The following is a 22,652-nucleotide window of genomic DNA, read 5'->3' as shown; positions in this document are numbered from 1 at the left end:
GTCGTGCCTCATTTATTTTTTATTAATTTCAAATTCATCAATACTTGAAAAGTCGATGTTATTATTGATTCAATTTTTTCTTGCCTCCGAATCATCACTCATAAAGGTAGTTATATACCTTTCTATTAATGCTTGCTGATCGATGCCTACCTTAATGATTGAACGAGTTGCAGGATTCATTGTTGTTTCTCAAAGTTGGTCAGCATTCATTTCTCCAAGCCCTTTATATCTTTGGATTTCGTAGTTTGTATATTGCGACGTTATTTCTCTTAGTTGTTCTTCGTCTCAAGCATAGAAATATTTGTTATTTGAGTTTTTAATTGTTATTTTATATAATGGGGGCAAAGCGATATATACCATTCCTAATTCAATTAGTTTTTTCATATATCTTCAGAAAAATGTTAATAAAAGCATTTGGATATGGGCTCCATCAACATCCGCATCAGTCATAATAATAATTTTTCCATATTGTGAATTCTTGGCATCGAATTCGCTACCAATTCCAGCTCCAATCGTGTTAATAATTGTTGCAAGTTCTTCATTTGCAAGGACATCAACTAACTTGGCCTTATCAGTATTCATTACAACCCCACGTAAGGGAAGAATGGCTTGAGTCATTCGATTTCTGCCCATTTTAGCCGACCCTCCGGCCGAATCACCTTCGACTAAAAAAAGCTCTTTGATTGTTTTGTTCTTTGTTTGTGCAGGAGTTAATTTGTTTGAAAGAATTTTTTTTGAATCGAGTTTATTCTTTACCTTTCTAGCTTCATTTCTAGCATTTCTTGCCGCAATTCTTCCGTCATATGTTCGCTTAATTTTCTCGATGATTTTGTCAGCTTCTTGCTTGTTTTCATTTAAAAAAAATGTAAATTTTTCACTAAAGAAATCTTCAACAGATTCCCTTGCTTCAGGCGTTCCTAATTTATCCTTGGTTTGCCCAACAAATTCAAGAATACTTTCAGGAATTTTTAGTGATACTACAGCAATTATTCCCTCTCTAACATCTAATCCATCAAAATTAATTTTTGTTTTAGAACTTGAATTTTTTGCATACCATTCATTAATTGTTTTGGTTAATGCAGATTTAAATGCTGTTTCATGAGTTCCTCCATCCCTAGTTTTAACATTATTGACAAAGGAATATATTGATTCACTATAGTTTTCAGTATATGCTAACGATATTTCAACCTCAATATTGTTTTTTGATTTTCCTGACGCAAAGAAAATTCTACTGATAAATTTTCGGCCCTCGCCAACAAAGTTAATATATTCTTTAATTCCTTCATTGGTTTGAAAAACAACATTTTCGTTAGTATTTTCATTGATATAGTTGATTTTCAAATTTGATATTAAGAAACTGGCCTCTCTTAATTTTTCTTTAACTGTTTCAGATGAAAATTTCGCTTTTTTAAATATTGAATAATTAGGTCAAAATTGAACCCTAGTTCCACGTTTTGTAGTTGGTCCTATAATTGTTGTTTTACTTGTAATTTTTTCTTGTTCAAAAGATGTGAAGTATTCTTTTTTGTCACGATAAACGCTAACTTCAACCTTAGAACTAAGAGCATTTACTACTGAGGACCCAACGCCATGAAGTCCTCCACTAGTTTTGTATGCCCCATCGCCAAATTTACCGCCAGCATGTAATTCGGTAAATACTAGTTCAACACCACTTTTTCCTGTCTCATGTTTATTGATTGGAACACCTCTTCCGTTGTCTTCAACAATAACAGACCCATCACTTTTTAATATTACCTTAATATTATTAGCATATCCGGCTAATGCTTCATCAATAGCATTATCAAAAATTTCCCAAATTAGATGATGTAATCCGTTTGAATCAGTAGAACCAACATACATTCCAGGTCTTTTAATAACTGCCTCTAAACCCTTTAAAACTTTTAAATCTTTTGCTTCGTAATTAGTTGTACTCATGATAATTAATTATATATTTTTTGAATATTTAAATAAAAATTAAAAAATATAAAGACACAAATGAGTGTTTTATAGACGTTGGTTTTTATTGTTTTCTTCCAGTTCTTGGTTAATCATATGAATATCTGCATTCATAATTTTTTCACCCAAAAAGAAAATAGCAATTTTGTTAATTGTTTTATTTTTAGTTATTTTATATATTTTTGCAAATGTGATTTTAATAATATATCTAATTAAGAAAAAACAGGTAAGTCAGCTAATAAATAGTATGCTAGTGATGGAAATTAAAACTATAAAATTATTTGATTGCATTAGAAAATGTGTTCCATTATTTAAAATAAGATAAACAATTCATGCTGTAATGAGAATGATAGGAATAATAATTGCATAAATGCATAAAGCAAGAAAGAAAATGTAATTTCTTTTAAGTTTTGGATATTTTTTTAGTTTACAAAAAAAATTATTTTTATTTGTCATTTCTTAAATTAAATGTTTTTATTTCAACTTCGTTAATTATTTCATTCTCAAGTTTCTCAAGATTTTCAAGTTCTTCTTCTAATCTTTTTGCTTCCTCTCTTGTGGGTTTGGTGACTGGGAATCTTGGGGCAAAAAGTTCACATGTTTCGCAAGCTTTTTGGATCGATATTTCCATTGTGTTAATGGCTTTGGCAATTGTGATTGTTTCATTTTTATCGAAGCTTAATAATGGTCTAAAAATAGGCAAATCACAAACCTCTGATATTGCGTGGATTGATTCTAATGTTTGCGAAGCAACTTGTGCTAAATTTTCACCATTCGAAATTGCTTTTATATTATATTTTTTGGCTATTTTTTGTGCAATACGGTAGAAACTGCGACGCATTAGTGTTATTTTATATTTTTGATTTGATACAAGACCTATATAATTCATTAATTTTGTGTAATTAATTTGAAAAAGAGTAGAAGATCCTTGAAATTTGGTTAATGTTTTGATAATTTGTTCGATTTTCATAGTCGTTTTTTCATCGGTATGAGGGGGTGTAATGAAGTTTAAAAATTCAATCTTTAATCCCCTTTTTTGCAATAAATGTGCAGCAACAGGAGAATCGATTCCACCACTTATTAAATGTAAAACACGTCCTGATGAACACACTGGCATTCCACCAAGGGCATAAATGTAATCGCTAAAAATATATGTAAATTTGTCTCTTATTTCAATATATATGGATAAATCAGGATTGCTAAGGTTTACAACTTTATTTTTAAAATTATTTAATATAAAACCGCCAAAGTGCATATTGATTTCCGATGAAGTTAAATGATAATTTTTATTATGTCTTCTGGCATTTATAGCAAAAGAGTTGAATGATTTTTTCGAGGCTAGTTCAAATACTTTTTTTTCAATATCTTCAATATTGGTTGATGTCTTATGAACTATTGAATAAGATGAAATTCCAAAAATAAATTTTAGGGATTTTAAATTTTGCTCTGAATACTTACAAAAAGCTCTGTCGTATTCCATTCTTAACTCATTTTTAGGTATATATAGTTCAATATTTTTTCTTAATTGATTAATGAAATCCTTTTTATTTTCACCTTTTAGTGTTAATTCTCCGTATCTAATTAATATTTCCATTTCTTGATTAGCACACATTTTATTTCTCCTTTGACTTATTAATTAATTTTAGCGATTTATTAATTATTTCATCATATTTATTCTGATATATTAAGTTAATTAATTCAATATTTTTTTCTTGAAATTTATTCTTTGTTAGCAAGTTAAAATTATCGATTAGATGCCTTGCAACCAAATATTTTATGTTAATCACAATAATTTTTTTTTGAATGACTTGATTTATTAAGTTTAGTTCATATTCGTCATTTATATTTTGCTTTTCTAGCAATGATTCAAATTTATTTTTATAATAAATTATTTCCTCATTTAATGGTATTTTAAAGTCATGTAGTCCAAATGTCTCAATTAACATATTGGTCATTTTATCCTTGAAAGCGGTCTTATCTTTTTTGTTTCAATTATTTTTAAATTGTCTTTGAAAAAACGGGATTTTACACATTTTTTTTAGAATATTATTTAGATTATTTAATCTTTCAAAATATGAAATATTGCTTGAATTTTTTTTATTTTTTGATTTAAAATACGCCAGATTTTGGTAATAAAATTCATAAAAATTATTTATTAATAATTTATATTTTGCGTTTTGACGGTCTGATTTAAGATTTTTTCAATTTTGTATATCAAAAAGATCAATTATTTTGCTTATAAGCTCAGAATTTGATTTTAATATTTCAAAACTATCTATTTCTTTTTTGATTTCAATATACTTGTAAATTATTTTTTTTGAAAGGTTTTCAAGTTTTGTTTTGAATGTTACAATTCAATCAAAAAAATTAGTTTTATGAATTTTAATTTTAATTTCTTCAATCACACTTCTAGTTTCATCGATGAAAGAATTTAGCATTTGCCAATTAAAAAAAAATTGGTGAAAAGATGAATACTTGATGACAAGGTCCTCAATAAATTTAAATGGAATTTCAATATTATTTTCAATATATGAGTATAGTGCTAAACCATTTTTTATAAAGAACAAAAAATCATTTAATATTTTCTTGACATTTTTTGAATTAATTAAAAAATGATTGTTCCAACCTTTATATAGTTGAAGCTTACTACTGTATTCAACAATATTTTTTATTTCATTGTATTTTTCATTAAATTCAATTGAAAAATCTTGAAAGAAAATGTTGTTTTTATTGTTATCAATACATTTATTTATATTTAAGAAGGCGGATTTTAAATTATTTGAAAAGATGAGAAATTTTGAGATATTTTGACTTTCAAGAAAAATAAAATCTTTGTTTTCTTTTATTGTTTCTTTTATTGTTTTTCATTCGACAATTGCTTTATTAAAAATTTTTTTAAATTCAGGACTTTTCGATTTTTTTTCTTGTATGTTTCTTATGTTATTAATCATATGCAATTCATTAAGAAAAAAAGTTATTTTTGATAGTGAAAATTCAATAATATTTATTACATTAGCAGTTATTTTCTCTTGGTATGTGCATTTATTGTTTTTATCTGTAAATTCATGAAATTGATTATTAATTTTTTTAATTTTTTTTAAATTTTGGTTTATGTATTCAATCTTTTTTTGAAGTTTCTTGATTTTAAATTCCTTTTTTAAAGATCGAATAATGAAGGCGATAATAATAGGTATTATCCAAATTACATTTAACAAAAAATACAAATAATTGTGTACCATAGTAAGTAAAATTATATTTTATATATCTTATTTATTGTTCACAATATATCTAAGTCTAGTTTTATTTGAAAAAAATGTAAAAAAATAATATAATTTTCCTTATATGAGAAAGCAAAAGAAAGTGTCACTATCTTGTCAGGAATGCTTGCATAAAAATTATTCTGTTAATAAAAGTAATGAAAAAAGACTAGAGATTAAGAAATTTTGTAAATATTGCAATATTCAAACAATTCATAAAGAGGAAAAATAAGGTATGCTAGAAAAAACAAAGATGAGTCCTGAAGAAAAAAAAGAGATTAAAGATAGAGTAAGAAGAGAGAAAGCTCTTTTAAAGGAAAGAAAAAAGGATGAAGCTAAGGCAACGAAACTTTACACTTTTAGAAATTTAGTAAGGGAAATTAAGAGAGTTGCGTGGCCAAGTAATTTCAAGTCTTGAAAATGGTTTGGAATTACTATTGCCTTTGTGTTAATCATGGCTATATTTTGCTTTGTTATAACTTTAATTTTTACCGGTTTATGAAATGTAGTGGGTATTAGAACATAATATTTTTTAAGGAGAAAAAATGTATTCAGATTGTAAGTGATATATGATATCAACTGTTTCAGGCAAGGAAGATAACGTTGTTGAAGCATTGAAAAACAAAATTAGTTCTCAAAAAATGGAAGATTTCTTTAAGGATATTAGAATTTTTAAGATGCCCCATTTGTCTAGCAAAGAATTGCAAAAGAAAAGTAGGGGTGAGGAATACAACATTAAGTATGTAAATATTTATAAAGGTTATATTTTTCTTAATATGATAATGACTGATGAATCCTGGTATTTAGTTCGTAATACACAATACGTTACTGGTTTGATTGGATCTTCTGGAAAAGGTGCAAAACCAACGCCAATCAGTGAAAACACCTTTGAAAAAATGGTTGAAAAAGAAAGGATTCTCATTGAGAAATTTGAAGCGGGAGATATTGAAACAGCATTTAAAGAGGGGATTATTGTTAAAATTAAGAGTGGTATATTCAAGGGCGAAGTTGGCGAAATTATTAGAAATGATGACATTGAACAAAAAGCATTTGTAAATATTGAACAATTTGGAAGAAAAGTGCCAACGGAATTCTCACATAATGACCTTGAGATTTGCTCTTAGTTATTTATGGTATTTATTTTAGAGGAGAATTATGAATAAAATAACAAAAACGTTAATTAGTATTGGTTCGATTTCTGCTTTGACTCTCCCATTAATTGCCATTTCATGTACTAACTATAAAGCAGAATTAGAAAGAGAAGTTTCTCTTGCTAAGCAACAATTATCTAATATTGAATTTGCTGATGATTATGAGGACAAATTAAGAAAAGAAATTATTGACGCTGAAAATATATTAAAAAATAATAGCAATAAAAATATCGATTATCAGAAGGCACTTAGTGATTTTATTGAAAATACAAATAAAATTCTTAATGATAATAAAACAACAACTGAAAAATATAGTAATAACCAAAGAGATGTATTTATTTTTTTAAATACATTAAAGCAATATGCACATGAACAGTTGTCAGATAAAAAATATGATGAATTGAAAATTGAGTTAGTTAAACAATACAGCGCAAAAGAAGAAGAAATCAAGAAAATAAATTCAGTTTTATTTAATGATAATGCTAAAGCCAAATTAATACAAGAACTAAATAAAATTCTTGATGACATTAAAACGAAAAAAGCTGAAGTTGACAAAAAAGCCAGTGCTAAATTATTTTAAAAAAGAAGAATCATAAAATATTTGAATCTTCTTTTTTGTTTTTATATAAGGAGATTATTTTAAAAAAATGAAGGAATTTTGGTTTAAAGAAGGCGAAAAGCTAGATGAATTAGTTAATTATCTTCTGTCATTTAAAAAAATAGAAGCTATATTATTAGATGGGGAATTGGGTGCAGGGAAGACAACATTAACTGCGCAAATAGCCAAAAAATTAGGTGAATCTAAGGCTGTGGTTTCCCCAACATTTAATACTATAATATGCTATGATAAAATGGTACATATTGATGCGTATAAATTAGTTGGTGATTTATTCCCATATGAAGAATATTTTGAAGATAAAATTGTTGTTATTGAATGGTCAAAAAACATTATACATAATTTTAAATATTATTTTAATATTGAGGTCAGTCTTCATGAAAGGGATGGTCAAATTTTTCATTTATTTAAAATAACTAAGCAAACTTGTTATCAAGGCTTATTCATTGAAACTTCTTTGCCAGATTTTTGCATAGCTTTAACTGAAAATGGTAATGTAATTGACCATATATTAATTGAAAAACTAATTAAAAAAACTGATAAATTCTTTGAATCAATAGATGAGTTATTAGGAAGAAATAATACAAAGTTGAATTATCTAGATAATCTTTACATAACAAATGGACCTGGAAGTTTTACCGGGACACGTTTAGCCTTTGTTTTTGCATCTACTAATAAACTTCTTCAAAATGTAATCGCAAAAAATGATATAAAAATTTTTATTGCGCCAACATATGATTTGTTTTTTAAACAACTAAATTTGGACGTTATTTATATAAAAGCTAATAGGCATAAGGCATATGAAGTAATTAAAACTAATTTAGGAATAACTATAAATTTAGTTGATAGTATAAATTCAGTAATAGATTTTAATTACCAAAATTTCTTTAAAAATTTTAGTAAATATGTTGATTTATTTAGAGAATCAAATGACATCTTAAAAGAGGAATTAATTTATGCTTCTGATCCTCAAATTGGAGGTGTTTAATGAAAATTTTTGCTATCGAGAGCTCTCATGATGATACCTCTTTTGCTATTTTGGAAGATAATAAGCCTGTTTGAATGAAAACTATATCTCAAACAGAAATTCATAAAAAATATGGTGGAACCATTCCAGAAATTGCTTCGAGATTGCATGTTAGAAATATTGCATTATTAATTGAGGAATTTAAAAATATCGTTGTTAATAACAAGGAGATTTGTAAGAATATTGATTATATTGCTTATACTAAGGAACCGGGATTGGTAGGATCGTTGCAAATAGGTTTTATTGTTGCACAAACAATGTCCAGAATATATCAAATACCAGCAATTGGGTTAAATCACTTAGAAGGCCATTTTTATTCAGCTTTTATATCGAAAGAATTAGAATTTCCTGCCTTATGCTTATTAGTTTCAGGTGGACATTCGCAATTGATGTTATATACTGATTCTAATAGTTTTGAGATAGTCGGTGAAACTTTGGACGATGCCGTTGGTGAGGTTTATGATAAGATTGCTAGAAAACTATCATTAGGTTTTCCGGGTGGACCGATTATTGATAATATTTGAATTAATAATAAAGAAAAATATAAAAATAAATTTTCAATTCCGCATACATTAAATGAATTAGATTTTTCATTTAGCGGAATCAAAACAGCCGTTATAAATCATTTTAATAGTCTAATAAATAGAAACGAAGAAATTAATATTAATAAGATTGCTTGTGAATTCCAAAATACGATAATTGCCTACCTTAAAATTAATTTAGAAAAGGCAATTAAAAAGTATGGACCAAAATGTATTACTTTAGCAGGAGGAGTAAGTGCTAATAAAGGAATTAGAGAAATGGTGTTAACCCTTCACAACAATGTTTATCTACCATTAATGGAGTATACAACCGATAATGCAATGATGATTGCTAGACTAGCTTATGAAAAGGTAAAAAAATAATATGTGAAAATTTATAAAAAGTTCAACTTCACAGGAAAATTGATTAGATTTTACCAGCTATGAGATTGTTTTTTGAGGGCGCTCAAATGTAGGAAAGTCTTCGTTAATTAATGCTCTAGCTAATAATAAATTAGCAAAAACTTCTTCAAGTCCAGGACGTACAAGATTAATAAATTATTTTGAAACTAATAATAAAAAGATTGTGGTTGATTTGCCTGGCTATGGTTATGCTAGTATGTCTAAAAAAGAACAGCAAAAAGTTAGCGGAATAATAGATTATTATTTTCGCAACAGCCCAAATGATAAGATAGTTTGTTTCTTAATTGATGCCAAGATAGGTTTTATGCCGATAGATTTGGAAATGATTGAGTATATTAATAATTTAAAAATACCATTTAATATTATTATTACTAAAATTGATAAGGCTAACCAATCACAAAGGCATAGAGTAAAAATCCAGGCACTAACATTTAAAAAAGAAGTAAATATTTTTATAGTCTCATCAGAAAAAAAAGTAGGGTTGCAAGACATTATCAAACATTTTGATTTTTAGTATTTAAATATGTTGCTTTCCAAAAATTTAAAATTACTAAAAATTAAATAATCTAGGTTTAATTTAGTGCGCATTGGTCCATTTTTATATCAATTTTTGTATAATTTTACATATGAAAAACAAAGAAGACAAAAAAAGATTACTCATTTTAATAATTCAAGTATTTACTTTATTTATAGTACCAATGATTCTTTTGTTTGTAGGATTATTCCATTTACCTAATAATTGAAGAGTTCCTATTATTGTTATTTATTCGCTTTTAGTATTGGGCCTTGGAGTTTTTATATTTTTCATCATAAGAAGATATTTAAAAGAATCATCAATTGCAAATCAAACCCTAAATCAGTTCATTCAAAATGAAATAAGTGATCAAGGGATTGGTACTATTATTTTTTTAAATAATGGAAGGATTATATGAGCTTCAAACTTTGTTATTAACAAATTTGGTAAGTCGATAGTCGGAAAAAATATAAAAACTGTTTTTAATATTGAAGAATGAGATGGGAATAATAATAACTTTGTTTTTAAAAAAGATGACTATGAGTACGATGTTCAGGTTATTTTTGAAAAAAATATTGTTCAGATTAAAGATATAACTATTCAAACAGCTTTATTAAATGATTATAAGATGCAACGTGTTGTTTTTGGCGAATTTCATATTGACAATATGAATTTATACCAAGTATCCTTATCACAAGAAGATCTTTATGCTATATATTCAAGTTTCGGGTCCTTGTTTGATGATATTTCTAAAAGTTATAATATTATTTACCGGCAATATGAGAATGGGCGTTTCTTTGTTTTAACTAATCAAGAAACTCTTGAGCAACTAGAAAAAACCAACTTTGAGGCATTTAATCAACTTAAAAATAAGAGTCTGCATAAAGGTATATCCTTGACATTGTCTGGTGGGTTTTCATATGGTTTATTCAAGTTGGAAACACTTGATAAATTAGCCAAAGAGGCATTATTACAATCCAAAACCCGTGGTGGAGACCAAATAACTGTTTTAACAAAAAATGAACATCCAAGATATTATGGAACTAGCTCAGAAATAAACATCAATATGTCTCGCACTAATGTTAGCTATATTTCTAAGGTTTTGATTGCAAAATTAAAGTCTAAGAATATTAACAAAGTTATAATTTATGGTCATAAGAACGCTGATCTTGACGCGCTCGGTTCTGCGTGGGGTATTCATAAATTAGCAAGAGCTTATGAAAAAGAAACATTTATTCAAAACAAGACATTCGATGAAACCACGCAACGCGTTTATGATCATATGAGTCCATTAGACAAGCAAATCTTTATATCGCCAAAGGAAGCGACATTATTAAATGATAAAAAAACACTTGTAGTAATTTGTGATGTTGCTGATGAAACAAGAATTGAAAATCCCAACGCATTTAAAGGTATTGAAAAGGATAATATAATCATTATTGATCATCATCGAATCGGGGCAAACCCATTATATGCTTTTAGAGAAAATACTTATATTGACTCATCAGCATCGTCAGCCTCAGAAATTGTTAGTGAAATAATTGCTATTTCAAATAATGGCGACAAGATGGATGAGATCACAGCACAATATTTGTTAAATGGCATTTATCTTGACACTAATAATTTTCAAAAACAAACAAGTTCCAAGACTTTTTCAGCAGCTGCCTTATTAGAGATATGAGGCGCTAAGATCCAAATTTCAGTTAATACTTTAAAATTAGATATAGAAACCTTCAAACAAGTTTTAGAACTTCTTGAAAACTTGCAGGAGGTTAAACCTGGATATTTCATTGCTTATAAGAATATTCTTGTTTCCCCTGATGTAATTTCAATTGCTGCCGATGAAATCCTAAGAGTTAATGGAAGAAAAGCAGCCTTTGTTATTGGCAAATTAGCTGGGACTAAAAAATGTAAGATGTCAGCCAGAGGAATTGATACTAATGTTCAATTAATTGCAGAAGCAGTTAACGGTGGAGGACATTATGGCACGGCAGCAGCTGAAAGTGATGAAAATATCGAACTTTTTGTTGATAACTTAATACAAGCGATAGTGAGTGTAAAAAATGAAAGTAATAATAATTAAACAATATGATAAATATAAAGCAAATGAAATTATTGAAATCAATGATGGGTTTGCAAAAAATTTCTTAATAAAAAACGGTTATGCTCAACCAGTGAATAAGCAAACTCTAGCTAATTTAGAAAGAGTTAAACAAAACATTGCCGAAGATCATGCAAGGGAAGTTGAAAAAGCGATTGTTTTAAAAGAGCAAATTGAAAAAATAACTTTAAACTTTTTCTTAAAATCGAACGGAAATATTGTTCACGGTTCAATAACCAACAAGGCTATTGAAAAAGAATTAATAAAACATAATATTAAAATTAGTGCTCATGCCTTAAATAAAGATTCTTATAACACCTTCGGAAAACATTATATTAATGTAAAGCTTCACCCGGAAGTTAATGCAATTTTATTAATTCAAATATTCGAAGAAAAATAATTTTATAACATAAAAAAACAATAAAATGAAGGGAGCAAAATGAGCATGCAAACATTAAATCCAAGAGAAACTGCTATTGCTAATAATGAAGCCTCCTTATTGGGATTAATTTTATCTGAACCTGAAACATATTTGAAAATTGCTGTTTTAATAAGGCCAGAAATGTTTCACTTTAAGAGTCATCAAATATTATATTCTGCTATTGTTGAAGTGCATAACTCTACTGAGCATTTTGACCTTTCTAATTTATTGGTTTACTTAGAGCAAAAAAAGCAGTTTGATTTAGTTGGTTCATTTTATATGAATACTCCTGAATATATTGGCTATTTGGTTCAAAATGCTGGTTTCTTGAGCGAAATTGAAATATATGTAAAAAACATAATTGATCAATATAAAATCGATAAACTTAATGAATTAATAGTTGATATTAAAAATACTATTGATAATAAAACCTTTAATGTGTCGGACCTTTTATCACATATTCAATTATCCTTGATCAATATTGATATATCAGAAATTAATTCCTCATTTGAAAAAATTGGCGATGTTGCAAACAATATAATGCAACAAATTTTGCGCAAGGAGGATAGTGATATTGGAATAGGATTGCAACTTGGTTTTCCAGAATTAGATGAATGCTTGCTTGGTTTAAATAGTGGGGATTTAACTATTATTGGTGCTAGACCGGCTATGGGTAAAACGGCCTTTGCTTTGAATATTGCTAATAATGTAGCTAAACAAGGGAAAAACGTTTTATTTTTTAGCCTTGAAATGTCCAATCCACAATTAGTCCAGCGTATGATTTCTATAGATTCAACTGTCCCTATTTACAAACTTAAAACCAAAGAATTAAGTATTGATGATCAAAGAAATTTATCTCATACTGTCGAAAACATGTTCGAGTGAAATATTGTATTAAATGATCTTGCTACTTTAAATATTTCGGATATTATTACCTTATCAAAAAGATACGCCCGAAATGCTAAGGTTGATCTTGTTATTATAGATTACTTGCAACTTATTGGAGACAATTCAAAAAGGTCGCAAGAAAATAGACAACTTGAAGTGGCCAAGATTTCACGTTCATTAAAGCAACTTGGTCGGGAATTAGCATGCCCTATTATTGCCTTAAGTCAATTAAGCCGTAGCGTTGAAAAACGTGAAGACAAAACCCCTATAATTTCTGATTTAAGAGAATCTGGAGGTATTGAGCAAGATGCTGATAGAGTTATCTTTTTACATCGCGATGACTATTATCGAAACAAAAAAAATGATCAAAATGCTAATAACGAACAAAAGGAAATGTTTTCAACAACAAACGTTATTGTTGCCAAAAACCGTCACGGATCAACTAAAACTATTCAATTAGGGTTTTATCCTGACTTTAATAAATTTGTCTATGTCTTAAAGGAACACGGCAACAACAAACATCAAATTTTCAAAGAAAAGGAGGATTAAATCATGGATAAAAAACAAAAAAACTTAGATAAAAAAATTCAAAAAACGAAGCTCTCCGTTGAGCAAAAAAAGGCTCTATATGATGAAAAAATGGCTATCTTAAACCCACAACAAGTAACCATTTTTAATATATGAAAAAAATATCCTAAAAAAGTTATTTGAATGTTATTGAGTGCTTTTTTATACAATATAGCAATTACTGTTTTTCTTAGAAAGGCAGCAACTATTGCTTCGGGCACATCATCACTTTCGCAAATTATTACTTTTACTGCTCCTGCTACTGCACAATTCTATGGTTTATTTTATGTATTAGTTAATTTACCATTAATGTTTGTTTTTTGAAGAATGAACCCGAGAATGTTTATGGTTTTAACATACTATTGAATGCTATTTCAGGTTATTGTTCAATTAATATATATAGAATATGACGGTCGTGGATCAAATCCAATTGTTAACTTTATTAATCAAAAAATTTCATTCTATAATCCGGTTGGCGAGAATAATTTCTATTGAGCTCCTTTCGGAATTGATACGAGAGTAGTTTCAAAACTATATAACAACGGACAAAGTAAAGAAATATTAAAAGTTCTTCAAGGCGAAAATTTAACAATTGAATTTGATAAAGGTGCTAAGGAAGTTATTACTTATTTTCAAAATCAATATGCTCCAAAAGACTTGAATTTGATAGTTAAAAATATTACTGATTCTGCATTAGTTGAACAATTTAAAATAGGAAAAGTATCACTCTTAGGTTCAATACCTTTATTATTAAAAGATACTAAAATTTATGGTGTTTATGATGGACAAAATTGGCCGGTTCTTGTCTATGCTATTATGGGTGGTGCTTCAGAAGGATTTGCTTCTATAGTTGCATGAAGACAAAAAGGTTCTATTGGAGGAACATCAGTTATTTCTAACTTTATTGCATATAAAAATAAAAAACCAGTTGGTAATGTATTCTTAATGGTAGCAATTTGTTTTTCATCTTCATCAACGATTATCATTGGTTCGTTAGAATTTAGCGGAAATATTACAGGCCATGTTTGAAATTCGGGCTTATTCTTAGTGAGAATTTTAGGTACTATTTCATATTTATTAGTATTTTCGACACTTGTTAATAAGTTTTATCCTAAATATAAGAAAGTTAAAATTGAGATATATACAAGATATCCTGAAATTGTTGCTGAACAATTTAAAAAGATTGGTTATGCTCACTCATTTAATATCTTTAATGGCGTTGGTGGATTTAGCCATGAGGAATTTGGCAAAATTGAAACTGTTGCTTTATTTTTAGAAAAAGATATTATTATGGAACAAGTTAAGAAAGTAGATAAGTCTGCGTGAATAACTACTTCAAATATTCATAATATATCGGGTGTGTTTGATACATCGTTTGTTGATTAAGAGTCTATATAGAGACTCTTTTTATTTTTTATAATACTAGTTTCGTATAAAATAAATTTTTATTTCGTTAAAAACTTTATAATTTAATATATTTTATTGGAGCAAAATGAGCAAAAAAGTAATTTTAGGAATGAGTGGCGGAGTTGATTCTAGTGTGTGCGCATACCTACTTTTAAAACAAGGATACGAAGTTGAAGGTTTGTTTATGCGAAATTGAGATTCATTTTTAAACAATGATTTCTTAGGCAATGAAGACATTTCACAAAATATTTGTCCACAAGAACAAGATTATCAAGATGCAAAGGATGTTGCAAATCAACTAAATATTAAGCTACACCGTGTGGATTTTGTTAAGGAATATTGAGACAATGTTTTTAAATACCTAATTAATGAATATGAAATTGGCCGTACACCAAATCCTGATATTTTTTGTAATAAATTTATAAAGTTTAAAGCTTTTTCGGATTATGCATTTAATGAATTAAAAGCCGATTATATTGCTATGGGTCATTATGCATACACTAATGATGGGGAATTATTTCGGGCCTTTGATCAGACTAAGGATCAATCGTATTTCTTGGCTCAATTAAACAATGAACAACTAAAAAAGGTTATTTTTCCTCTAGCTAATATAACAAAAAATGAAGTAAGAACAATTGCTAAGAAGCTAAACTTAAAAACTGCCTTTAAAAAAGATTCAACAGGCATTTGTTTTATTGGCGAAAGAAGATTCACAAAATTTCTTGAAAATTATATTCCTGCTCAACCAGGTGACATAATTGATATTGCCACAAGCAATAAGGTTGGGGAGCATAACGGCGCAATGTATTATACAATTGGTCAACGCAAGGGTTTAAATCTCGGTGGATTTAAGAAACCTTATTTTGTTGTTGGACATAATATTAAAAAAAGAATTATTTATGTCGCCAATGAGGACCATAAAGAATATTTGTTATCCGATAAGATTATTGCCAAAGATTGAAATTTAATTGCTAAAACATATAATCAGGAAAACCTGTCGGCCAAATTTAGATATCGTCAAGAAGATATCAAATGTAAGATTAAACTTTTAGACAATAATGAAATTGCGGTCATGTACAATGAAACAGAAGCTATAACCCCAGGACAACAAGTTGTAATTTATGATGGTCAAAAAGTTGTAGGGGCAGCAATCATTGATAGAATTTTTTATAAACAAAAACAAAAGAATTTTTTATAAATCAAATAATGATATAAAACAAGGAGAAAAAATGCTTTCATCAAAACAAATTAGACAAATGTGACTTGATTTTTTTGCTTCAAAACAACATCTTGTTGTAGAATCTAAATCTTTAATACCTCAAAATGACCCTTCGTTATTATGAATTAATTCGGGTGTGGCAACATTAAAAGATTATTTTAGCGGTAAAAAAGTTCCGCCCGCAAAGAGAATAACAAATTCGCAAAAATCAATTCGTACTAATGATATTGAAAATGTTGGTATAACCGCAAGACATCACACCTTTTTTGAAATGCTAGGAAATTTTTCTATTGGTGATTATTTTAAAAAAGAAGCTATTGCATTTGGATATGAGTTTATTTTTAATGTATTGAAACTCGAAAAAGAAAAAATATATATAACATACTATGAAGAAGATTTGGATACATATAATAGATGAATTGAGTTAGGTATAAACAAGGACCATCTTATAAGCGGAACAAGAGATACTAATTTTTGAGATGTTGGTCAAGGACCTTGTGGACCTGATACTGAAATTTTTTATGACCGGGGTGAAAAATATGATAAGCGCGGCATTGAATTGTTAAAAGAAGATATTGAGAATGACAGATATATTGAAATATGAAATATTGTATTTTCGCAATTCAATAATGATGGCGAAAATAACTACTCTGAATTAGCTACTAAAAATATCGATACTGGTGCAGGGTTAGAAAGAATAACCTCTATTATTCAGGATGCGCCTACTAATTTTGATACTGACCTATTTTTGCCTATTATTAGAAAAGTAGAAGAATGAACAAAATATCACTACGATATAAATAACTATTTTACAAAAGAGCCAGAACAATTAAAAATTAATACTTGATTTAAGATTATTGCGGATCATATTAGAGCAAGTGTGAATGCTATTAATGATGGCGTTAGCCCTTCAAATGTTGGTAGAGGATACATTATTAGACGTTTAATAAGAAGAGCTTACCGCGCTGGTTTATCATTAGGAATACAACAAAAAACTTTTTTATATAAATTAGTTCAAGTTGTTAAGGACTCATTGATATATGAAATCGATGTTAAAACTGTTTCAAGGGTAATTTCTGATGAGGAAAATTTATTTGCTAAAACCATTAAAGATGGCGAAAAACTTCTTGAACACGAACTAAATAAAAAAGGTTTTATTGATGCTAAAATTGCCTTTAAAATGTTTGATACCTATGGCTTCCCTATTGAATTAACGGCTGAAATATTAAAAGAAAAGAATATCGAAATTAATTTGCAAGAATTTTATGATTTTCAAAAGGAACATCAAGAACGTTCAAAAGGCAGCTTAAAGGCTGCGATGCAAAAGGTTATTAATTCGCTTTCACTGGTTGACAGAAAAATTTCTGAATTTATTGGTTATGAATTTCTTGAGTCTAGATCAAAAATTATCTATTTGCTAAATGAGGAACAGGAAATTGATAAGGTAGATGGCGATGATGATTTTTCATATGTTATTCTTGACAATACTCCTTTTTATGCAACTAGTGGTGGACAAAATCATGACTTTGGCTATATGATACAAGGAAATAATAAAATTGAAATAATTGATGTATTTAAAGATAAATACCAAAATCATGTTCATTATGTTAAAGGAAAGATTAATAAGAATTTACCTATTGAATGTTATGTGGACAAAGAAAAAAGAATTAATTATGCCAGAAATCATAGTTCAACACATATTATGTTCCATGCTTTAAGAAGAACTTACACAAATGATATTATTGAACAACTTGGTTCAAACATTCATCCTGAATATTTTACATTTGACTTCGGATTAGATCATCGGCCAACTAAGGATGAAATTAAAAAAATTGAGCATATTATGCATGAATATATTGCAATGCAGGCTAAGAGAAATTATATTATTACTTCAGTCAAAAAAGCACAAGAAATAGGGGCATATATGACAATTGATGAATCTGAATATTATGATGCTAATAATGTCAGAGTTGTTGAATTTGAAAATATTACTAAGGATTTATGCGGTGGGACACACGTTGAAAATTCTGGCATAATCGAGAACTTTAAAATTGTTTCTGTTGATTCAAAGGGAACTGGAATTTATCGTTTGAAGGTTATTACCTCGGAAGAGTATGTTAATAAACATTTACATAATGAAATTTTAGAAAAGCAAAAATTATTGTCTTCCTTGGTAAAGAATAATAAAGCATTAGAATCTAATTATAATTTATCTTATTTGGTAGATATTCCTAGCCTTTCATCGCAGAAAGAAAAAATGTTGGATTATTATGATGAAGTCGAAAGTAAATTAAGAGAAGATTATAAGAAATTATTAAAAGAAAAGAATAACGAATCAGTAAATTTAAATGCTTATAATCCTGAAATAATTGGCAATAATGTTAAGTTATTCATAATTAATGAAAATGATGCAAGCTTACTAAGAAAAATTGCTGTGCAAATTCGTGAAGCAAATGCTGATGCATTGATAATCGGTCTTTCTAGAATTAAAGATGATAATTATTTTTTAATTGTTGCTTCAAAACAATATGACTCAACAAAGATTTTTAAAAGGATAATTTCTAACTTTAATGGTAAAGGTGGCGGTAATCAAATAGTATCGCAAGGATCAATCAATTCAACTAAACAGATTAAAATAATTATGGATGAAATTAAGGAATTAATAAATGCGTAAACTAGCTATGGATTTAGGCTCAAAAACATGCGGTTTTGCTATCAGTGATATTAATAATATAATTGCTTCTGGATTAGAAACACTCTATTTTGAGGAATGACATTTTATCGACGTTATTAGGAGAGTGAAATATTGACTATATGAAAGTCAATATAAGAATGAAATTGATACAATTATCTTAGGTTATCCAACAAGAATGGATTTTTCAAGAAGTCCAAGAACAATCATGGTGGAAAAATTTAAGCAAAGACTTCAAGACAATGTTGAAATAAATGTTATTTTACAAGACGAGAGAGAAAGTACAATATTTGCTGAAAATATTTTATATAATGCCGGATATAACGGCAAAAAAAGAAAAAATAAAAAAGATTCATTAGCTGCCCAAATCATACTAGAGGATTATTTAAAAAAAGGTTAGATTTATGGAAGAAATAAATAAAAATAACAATAAAAACATACGACAAAAATTATTTATCTTCTCACAAGAAAGAGAAATCATTTTGGAAAACAATGTTAAAATGTGAGTTTTGTTTTCGATTGAAGAAAATGGTGAAAAATACATATTTTTAACTAATAAAAAAGGTATTTTTCTATTTAGACAAACAAAATCTCATATTTTAGAAGAGGTAGAAGATGAAGGGATTGTTTCAATCTTAAGTGATTTATTAGAAGAGTTTGCTAATGAATTTGAATTAGTAGATGAAAATGGTGAATCTATTGAACACATTTTGTTTGAAGCTGAGACGGTAGATAATTTATGCACAAATTAATATATATATCATCTATTTCTAACGGGACAAGCAAAATACCTCCCAACGTAAGAACGGGATTAATTATTTCTATTGCTATAGCTTTATTAATTGCCATTATTGCTCTTGTTCTTAGCCTTTATTATAAGAAGAAGGCTATTAAAAAATATTTATCTCCTAATGAAGAACGAGAAAAAGAAAAACTTATTAAAATTAATCCTAATTATGGTGTAGTTCTAAGTGGTATTAAGAAGTTTTATAATAATGATTTAAGTGATTTTTTTGTATGTTTTGTTGTTAATACCATTTATTTAAATGATTACCATAATATTTATATAGAAGATGATGATAATTATCTTGCTTTATCAGTATCAAATTTAGCTAATAAGAAAGTATTTTTTAATGGAACAATAGATTTAGGTATTAATGAAAAAATTTTATATGAATTTCCGGATCTAAAATTTGAAAATATTCAAAGTGTTGCTAAGCTTCCAAATGACAATGAATTAATAATAATTTTAAATAATAAAGATCAATTATTGGAATCAACCATAAGTTCTAAAATAAACTTTTTAAATCCAAAAGGAATAATGATTATTGAAAATAATAAAAACATTAATTTAGATTTGTTAAAGAAGATATCAGCAAATCTTGGTTTGCGTTATGAAACTTTAAAATTCAAAAATAAAAGTGTTATACTTTTAGCTAAAAATAACATAAAAGACATTGTTGAAAGAGGAGAAAAAGAAGATGGAAGATAAAAAAATATATTTAACAAAGGAGAGCCTTGAACAATATGAAAAAAGATTAGCATATTTGCAAGAAGAAGCTAGACCATTAGTCATTGAAGAAATCAAGGAAGCTAGAAATCAAGGTGATTTATCAGAAAATGCTGAGTATGATTCGGCCCGTGATAAGCAAGCCGCCATTGAAAACGAAATTCTAGAAATTCAACATATTTTAGAAAACGCCCATATTATTGTTGAAGACACAACTGGTTCTCATATTGTTAAAATTGGTTCAACAGTTAAGGCTTTAAATTTAAAAAATAATGCTGTTTTAACTATTATCATTGTTGGCGCACTAGATGCAGATCCATTTAGTGGGAAAATATCTAATTCTTCTCCGTTAGCCAAAGCAATTCTTAATCATAAGGTCGGTGATATTGTAGAGGTTGAGGCCGCTCCTAAATATAAGGTAAAAATTGAATCAATAATGTAGCTAAATATCCAGATTGTAGATAATTAAAATATATATTGTAAGATATAATAATAAGTTATAGAACTTCCGTATTTTTTAAAAATATAAGGAAGTTTTTTATTTTAAATCTTGAACTTTTTGTAATATTTGCTTTTAGCAAAAATATATAAAAAATTTTGTTAAATTTATTTTATTTTTTTAACTTAATCATGTATAATGATATGGTACTTATTTTAAAAACGTTCTTATTTAATGTAAAAAATTAAAAAATTTTCATAATAAAAACTTTAAAATAATGTATACTTATAAAAGTGCACTTTTTTGTGCCTAATATGTAGTTCTTTGAAAACTGGATACGAATACCATAACGTCAATTTTAATTTTTTAAAAATATAATAAAACCAAAATCAAATTTTAAGAGTTTGATCCTGGCTCAGGATGAACGCTGGCTGTGTGCCTAATACATGCATGTCGAGCGAAGGTAGCAATACCTTAGCGGCGAATGGGTGAGTAACACGTGCTTAATCTACCCTTTAGATTGGAATACCCAATGGAAACATTGGCTAATGCCGGATACGCATGGAATCGCATGATTCCGTTGTGAAAGGGGCCTTAAAGCCCCGCTAGAGGATGAGGGTGCGGAACATTAGTTAGTTGGTAGGGTAATGGCCTACCAAGACTATGATGTTTAGCCGGGTCGAGAGACTGAACGGCCACATTGGGACTGAGATACGGCCCAAACTCCTACGGGAGGCAGCAGTAGGGAATATTCCACAATGAGCGAAAGCTTGATGGAGCGACACAGCGTGCACGATGAAGGTCTTCGGATTGTAAAGTGCTGTTATAGGGAAAGAATACTTGGTTGAGGAAATGCTTCCAAGCTGACGGTACCCTGTCAGAAAGCGATGGCTAACTATGTGCCAGCAGCCGCGGTAATACATAGGTCGCAAGCGTTATCCGGAATTATTGGGCGTAAAGCGTTCGTAGGCTGTTTATTAAGTCTGGAGTTAAATCCCAGGGCTCAACCCTGGCTCGCTTTGGATACTGATAAACTAGAGTTAGATAGAGGTAAGCGGAATTCCATGTGAAGCGGTGAAATGCGTAGATATATGGAAGAACACCAAAGGCGAAGGCAGCTTACTGGGTCTACACTGACGCTGAGGGACGAAAGCGTGGGGAGCAAACAGGATTAGATACCCTGGTAGTCCACGCCGTAAACGATGATCATTAGTCGGTGGATAGTTCACTGACGCAGCTAACGCAGTAAATGATCCGCCTGAGTAGTATGCTCGCAAGAGTGAAACTTAAAGGAATTGACGGGGACCCGCACAAGCGGTGGAGCATGTGGTTTAATTTGAAGATACACGGAGAACCTTACCCACTCTTGACATCCTTCGCAATGCTATAGAGATATAGCGGAGGTTAACGGAGTGACAGATGGTGCATGGTTGTCGTCAGCTCGTGTCGTGAGATGTTTGGTCAAGTCCTGCAACGAGCGCAACCCCTATCTTTAGTTACTAACGAGTCATGTCGAGGACTCTAGAGATACTGCCTGGGTAACTGGGAGGAAGGTGGGGATGACGTCAAATCATCATGCCTCTTACGAGTGGGGCAACACACGTGCTACAATGGTCGGTACAAAGAGAAGCAATATGGCGACATGGAGCAAATCTCAAAAAGCCGATCTCAGTTCGGATTGGAGTCTGCAATTCGACTCCATGAAGTCGGAATCGCTAGTAATCGCAGATCAGCTATGCTGCGGTGAATACGTTCTCGGGTCTTGTACACACCGCCCGTCACACCATGGGAGCTGGTAATACCCAAAGTCGGTTAGCTAACCTCGGAGGCGACCGCCTAAGGTAGGACTGGTGACTGGGGTGAAGTCGTAACAAGGTATCCCTACGAGAACGTGGGGATGGATCACCTCCTTTCATACGGAGTACACACTGTTATGGAAAAAA

General features: G+C 29.1%; 20 protein-coding genes and 1 rRNA gene. 18 read left to right on the top strand and 3 right to left on the bottom strand.

The genetic code is table 4. The features are described from left to right. Window positions 1-12 precede the first annotated feature (12 nt). The 3 genes from ACWXVP_RS01805 to ACWXVP_RS01795 form a co-directional block, all read right to left on the bottom strand. Window positions 13-1,935 (bottom strand): DNA gyrase/topoisomerase IV subunit B, encoded by a 1,923-nt coding sequence (locus ACWXVP_RS01805; protein ID WP_456011944.1) that lies wholly within the window; start codon window positions 1,933-1,935, stop codon window positions 13-15. 466 nt (window positions 1,936-2,401) lie between these two features. Continuing rightward, complete coding sequence (gene thiI / locus ACWXVP_RS01800; protein ID WP_438340649.1) at window positions 2,402-3,568, bottom strand: tRNA uracil 4-sulfurtransferase ThiI; 1,167 nt, start codon at window positions 3,566-3,568, stop codon at window positions 2,402-2,404. Between the two features lies 1 nt (window position 3,569). Continuing rightward, a complete protein-coding gene (locus tag ACWXVP_RS01795; protein WP_456012795.1) occupies window positions 3,570-5,180 on the bottom strand; it encodes a hypothetical protein in 1,611 nt (536 codons plus the stop codon). A gap of 118 nt (window positions 5,181-5,298) precedes the next feature. On the opposite strand from ACWXVP_RS01795, the gene rpmG reads away from it, so the two are divergent. The 18 genes from rpmG (at window position 5,299) to ACWXVP_RS01705 (ending at window position 22,622) form a co-directional block, all read left to right on the top strand. Next, window positions 5,299-5,445, top strand: coding sequence for a 50S ribosomal protein L33 (gene rpmG / locus ACWXVP_RS01790; protein ID WP_438340651.1), 147 nt, complete (start codon window positions 5,299-5,301; stop codon window positions 5,443-5,445). 3 nt (window positions 5,446-5,448) lie between these two features. After that, window positions 5,449-5,739, top strand: a complete 291-nt coding sequence (secE, locus tag ACWXVP_RS01785) for a preprotein translocase subunit SecE (RefSeq protein ID WP_438340652.1) — start codon at window positions 5,449-5,451, stop codon at window positions 5,737-5,739. Between the two features lie 19 nt (window positions 5,740-5,758). Then, window positions 5,759-6,337 (top strand): transcription termination/antitermination protein NusG, encoded by a 579-nt coding sequence (gene nusG, locus ACWXVP_RS01780; protein WP_438340653.1) that lies wholly within the window; start codon window positions 5,759-5,761, stop codon window positions 6,335-6,337. A gap of 31 nt (window positions 6,338-6,368) precedes the next feature. Beyond that, on the top strand, window positions 6,369-6,944 hold the full coding sequence (locus tag ACWXVP_RS01775) for a variable surface lipoprotein (protein ID WP_456011936.1): 576 nt from the start codon (window positions 6,369-6,371) through the stop codon (window positions 6,942-6,944). Window positions 6,945-7,011: 67 nt separating this feature from the next. Next, a complete protein-coding gene (gene tsaE / locus ACWXVP_RS01770) occupies window positions 7,012-7,968 on the top strand; it encodes a tRNA (adenosine(37)-N6)-threonylcarbamoyltransferase complex ATPase subunit type 1 TsaE (RefSeq protein ID WP_456012793.1) in 957 nt (318 codons plus the stop codon). Beyond that, complete coding sequence (gene tsaD, locus ACWXVP_RS01765) at window positions 7,968-8,912, top strand: tRNA (adenosine(37)-N6)-threonylcarbamoyltransferase complex transferase subunit TsaD (RefSeq protein WP_438340656.1); 945 nt, start codon at window positions 7,968-7,970, stop codon at window positions 8,910-8,912. The genes tsaE and tsaD overlap by 1 nt, the downstream gene beginning before the upstream one ends. A gap of 1 nt (window position 8,913) precedes the next feature. Further along, complete coding sequence (gene yihA, locus ACWXVP_RS01760) at window positions 8,914-9,465, top strand: ribosome biogenesis GTP-binding protein YihA/YsxC (RefSeq protein ID WP_456012791.1); 552 nt, start codon at window positions 8,914-8,916, stop codon at window positions 9,463-9,465. A 112-nt stretch (window positions 9,466-9,577) separates the two neighbouring features. After that, the gene (locus tag ACWXVP_RS01755; protein WP_438340658.1) at window positions 9,578-11,548 is read left to right on the top strand and encodes a GGDEF domain-containing protein; all 1,971 of its coding nucleotides are present in this window, start codon (window positions 9,578-9,580) and stop codon (window positions 11,546-11,548) included. Further along, window positions 11,529-11,966 carry a 50S ribosomal protein L9 gene (gene rplI / locus ACWXVP_RS01750; protein ID WP_455966444.1) on the top strand — a complete coding sequence of 146 codons (438 nt, stop codon included), beginning with the start codon at window positions 11,529-11,531 and terminating at the stop codon, window positions 11,964-11,966. Before ACWXVP_RS01755 ends, rplI begins: the two co-directional genes overlap by 20 nt. A gap of 45 nt (window positions 11,967-12,011) precedes the next feature. Then, the gene (dnaB, locus tag ACWXVP_RS01745) at window positions 12,012-13,424 is read left to right on the top strand and encodes a replicative DNA helicase (RefSeq protein WP_438340660.1); all 1,413 of its coding nucleotides are present in this window, start codon (window positions 12,012-12,014) and stop codon (window positions 13,422-13,424) included. A 3-nt stretch (window positions 13,425-13,427) separates the two neighbouring features. Further along, window positions 13,428-14,828 carry a YitT family protein gene (locus ACWXVP_RS01740; RefSeq protein WP_455993945.1) on the top strand — a complete coding sequence of 467 codons (1,401 nt, stop codon included), beginning with the start codon at window positions 13,428-13,430 and terminating at the stop codon, window positions 14,826-14,828. Between the two features lie 106 nt (window positions 14,829-14,934). Then, the gene (mnmA, locus tag ACWXVP_RS01735; RefSeq protein ID WP_456012789.1) at window positions 14,935-16,047 is read left to right on the top strand and encodes a tRNA 2-thiouridine(34) synthase MnmA; all 1,113 of its coding nucleotides are present in this window, start codon (window positions 14,935-14,937) and stop codon (window positions 16,045-16,047) included. A gap of 31 nt (window positions 16,048-16,078) precedes the next feature. Continuing rightward, on the top strand, window positions 16,079-18,742 hold the full coding sequence (gene alaS / locus ACWXVP_RS01730; RefSeq protein ID WP_456012787.1) for an alanine--tRNA ligase: 2,664 nt from the start codon (window positions 16,079-16,081) through the stop codon (window positions 18,740-18,742). Further along, window positions 18,735-19,160: a Holliday junction resolvase RuvX gene (ruvX, locus tag ACWXVP_RS01725; RefSeq protein WP_438340664.1), complete on the top strand. Its 426-nt coding sequence runs from the start codon at window positions 18,735-18,737 to the stop codon at window positions 19,158-19,160. The genes alaS and ruvX overlap by 8 nt, the downstream gene beginning before the upstream one ends. 4 nt (window positions 19,161-19,164) lie before the next feature. Next, entirely contained in the window at window positions 19,165-19,512 is a 348-nt protein-coding gene (locus ACWXVP_RS01720; RefSeq protein WP_455993951.1) for a hypothetical protein, read from the top strand. Continuing rightward, window positions 19,500-20,252, top strand: a complete 753-nt coding sequence (locus tag ACWXVP_RS01715) for a BC85_0335 family putative methyltransferase (protein WP_455993953.1) — start codon at window positions 19,500-19,502, stop codon at window positions 20,250-20,252. The genes ACWXVP_RS01720 and ACWXVP_RS01715 overlap by 13 nt, the downstream gene beginning before the upstream one ends. Further along, on the top strand, window positions 20,242-20,712 hold the full coding sequence (gene greA / locus ACWXVP_RS01710; protein WP_438340667.1) for a transcription elongation factor GreA: 471 nt from the start codon (window positions 20,242-20,244) through the stop codon (window positions 20,710-20,712). The genes ACWXVP_RS01715 and greA overlap by 11 nt, the downstream gene beginning before the upstream one ends. 389 nt (window positions 20,713-21,101) lie before the next feature. Then, window positions 21,102-22,622 (top strand): 16S ribosomal RNA (locus ACWXVP_RS01705). The last annotated feature ends 30 nt before the right edge of the window (window positions 22,623-22,652 follow it).

It is taken from the genome of Mycoplasma sp. 1781 (assembly GCF_053851675.1).
The sequence above is the reverse complement of the archived record's forward strand: the minus strand, read 5'-3'. Positions and strand labels throughout refer to the sequence as shown.